3 protein-coding genes are annotated in these 3,215 nt (G+C 37.0%); all 3 read left to right on the top strand.

All coding sequences use genetic code 11. The features are described from left to right. Window positions 1-94: 94 nt before the first annotated feature. Window positions 95-706: an ACP phosphodiesterase gene (locus QZ562_RS20655; RefSeq protein WP_293764535.1), complete on the top strand. Its 612-nt coding sequence runs from the start codon at window positions 95-97 to the stop codon at window positions 704-706. A 2-nt stretch (window positions 707-708) separates the two neighbouring features. Next, window positions 709-1,338, top strand: a complete 630-nt coding sequence (gene upp / locus QZ562_RS20650; RefSeq protein ID WP_293764538.1) for a uracil phosphoribosyltransferase — start codon at window positions 709-711, stop codon at window positions 1,336-1,338. A 135-nt stretch (window positions 1,339-1,473) separates the two neighbouring features. Then, a partial coding sequence (locus QZ562_RS20645; protein ID WP_293764533.1) for a two-component regulator propeller domain-containing protein occupies window positions 1,474-3,215 on the top strand: 1,742 nt, incomplete at its 3' end.

Raw genomic sequence — 3,215 nt, 5'->3', positions numbered from 1 at the left:
ATACTGGTCTTATCAGCGAAGATTGCTACTAAGTTCACGAATTTTTGGGTTTTACATGGGCGTTATGTCTTAATAAATAGGGGAACGCTTTAACTTGAACTATATCGCCCACATTCATATTGGCTCACATACGAAGACAAATTTGTTAGGGAACTTTCTTGGGGATTTTGTCAAAGGCAGTCAACTGCAGTACTTACCCTTTGAAATTGAGCAGGGTATTCGTTTGCATCGTAGCATTGACGTATTCACAGATTCGCATCCTCTAATCATTGAATTAAAACAATCTTTTCCAAAGGATATTCGAAGAATGGCCGGAGTGATCATTGATATCTATTTTGATTACCTGCTGATGCGAACATGGAATCGATACTCTAACACACACTTTAATATTATCTTTTCTCGTTTTTATCATCAACTTGAACAATTTACATTACCTGACAATACACATTTTAATCAACAAGCTGAACGCTTGAAAACCCATCAATGGTTACATCAATATGTGAATATTGAGACCTGCTTCCGAGCATTTGTGAGTATTGAAAATCGCTTAAAAAATAGAGTTCTATTTGCCAATAAAGCACAATTTTTTTTACTTCAAAATAGCAATCAGCTTGAGTCTAGCTTTCAACAGTTCTATCCTGAATGTTTGGAACACGGACTAAAGTTTGTCCAAGATTACAGTCCCAACAATAATCGCGAGAAATAATGATGCCCGTACACGAAATTTATCATCCATTGATTCAACACAAAATAGGCTTAATGCGCGAACAAGGTATTAGTAGTAAAGATTTTAGAGAATTAGCCAGTGAAGTAGGTAACCTATTAACTTATGAAGCCACTAGAAATATGCAAACTGAAGATGTTGAAACCACAGCATGGGATGGGCAAAAAATAACAATAAAAAAGATTAAAGGTAAAAAAATAACCGTAGTGCCTATTTTACGTGCAGGATTAGGTATGTTGGATGGTGTATTAAGGCTAATTCCTAATGCAAAAATCAGTGTGGTAGGTTTATATCGTGATGAAAAAACGTTACAGCCAGTAGCCTATTTTGACAAAGTGGTAAAAGATACGGCAAAGCGCACAGCATTAATTGTAGACCCAATGTTAGCCACAGGCGGCACTCTTATTGCTACCATTGACCTACTTAAACAAAAAGGCTGTAAACGTATTATGGGTTTATTTTTAGTTGCTGCCCCTGAGGGCTTAAAAGCGGTTCAAGATGCCCATCCTGACGTGGAAATTTATGCCGCAGCAATTGATGAAAAACTGAATGAACATGGGTATATACTTCCTGGCCTTGGTGATGCTGGTGATAAGATTTTTGGTACCCGATAAACCACCAATTGTTGATTCTCACTTGATGAGTACTTAGAGGAAAACGTTATTATAAAACCTCGCGTTTTGTGAAATGCCAGAAACTTTAGTGTATAAAGTGATTTGTAAATTTTTAGTTTTTAAACGATGAAGAATATGTATTTGTGCAAATCGATAAGAAGACTCTTCGAGTCGCTGAATTACTACCTTTTAATAACAGTTTCACTACTGCTTTTATCATCGTTCAGTCAAAGTGAGCCATTAATTTCTGATCCGACATTTTCTCGATTATCAACAGAAAATGGTTTATCTCAAAATACTATTAACTCACTGCTTCTAGACAATGAGGGGTTTTTATGGCTTGGCACCGATGAAGGGTTAAACCGATTTGATGGTTATCAAAACCAGATGGTAATGGGTCCGAACAACGAATTTGATACTGCACCTATAAGTTACTTGTTTCAAGATTCAAAAAAAAACCTTTGGGTTAGTGACTCAATCAAAGGCGTCCATCAATATAACCTTAGAACGAATGCAGTAAAACATGTCATCAATCTAAAGCTAAAGCGTGATGACCAATTAACCCAAGAAGCCAATTTCATTAGCGAGGACCAAGAGGGAAATATATTATTCTCAATGCGTGAGGGTGTTTATTCCTATTCATACATCACCGATGAGCTTTCTGCTGAATATTTGTTGCCCGATGAAATGATTGATAATGGAAATTATATAAGAGTCCACTTGTTGTCTCAAGGTATCCTTTTTATTGGCACAAGAGATGGTTTGTATGCACTCAAAAAAGGCAGCAACACACCTGTTATGATTAGTCACACTCAGTCAGAAATTAAGGCAAAGGATAGTCTCAACATTAAAGTGTTACACGCAGACGATCATGACACATTATGGATTGGCACAGTTGAAGGATTGTTCAGCATGTCACTTTCTCAAGCTAGACGGTTCGTTCTCACTACTCGCTCACCTCCTGAGACAAAACTTCATATAAAGCATCGTAATATATGGCAATTAGCGAACTTCAAGAAAGGCCTATTTTATGTGGCGACCGATAAAGGGCTATTCAGCTATCAGTCAAAAAGTAATGTGCTACAACAAATACTATTACCCACTGACAGCCAAGAGTTCATTGCTAGTGATGTTCTAAGAGATTTGGTAGTAGACAATCAAAATAACCTTTGGCTTGGCTCTGAGGATGATGGCGCTATTTATTGGTCACCTAAAACGACACTTTTTAATAATGTTTATAATACTCGGGGGGGAAGAGGAGAGAAAGTCCTTAGCCACAACAACATCTGGAGCATACATCAGCAAGATGAAAACTCACTATGGGTTGGAACTCGAAATGGTCTTAATTTGTTCAATCTCTCCGATGGTTCAACACAGAGTTTTTTGGTGTCAGATGATACAAAAGCACAGTATTCGTCCTCGTCAATAAACAATATCGAGGCGGGTAAGGATAATCAATTATGGTTAAATACTGCAGATGGTGTTTTACGTTTTAGTACAAAGGCAGGTAAATCCTATCCACTGAAAACAAATAGTTCAAAAGATGATGCGATCCTAAAATCAGATATTTGGGATATTTTTATTACTCCAAAAGAGGAGTTATTGCTGGTCTCCGATATGGGGTTTTCTCGTTACTCACCAGATACAGGTATAATCGATAATTTAGAACAATTATCCGCAACTATAGACTCACGCGATACTGTCCGTTTTATTAAAGGTGTAAGGCCAAATACGACATTGATCAGTGTTTATGGACAACTTTGGGAAATGAATGATTCTGACACTCAAGTGTCATTAATCCATGCCACACCTTTACAACAATTAAAATCAAAGATTTACCCCAGTGATGTATTAGTAGATGCCAATAACATTATGTG

Source organism: uncultured Paraglaciecola sp. (assembly GCF_913058035.1).
In the GTDB taxonomy this organism is placed as follows: domain Bacteria; phylum Pseudomonadota; class Gammaproteobacteria; order Enterobacterales; family Alteromonadaceae; genus Paraglaciecola.
This window is presented reverse-complemented; position numbering and strand designations above follow the sequence as displayed.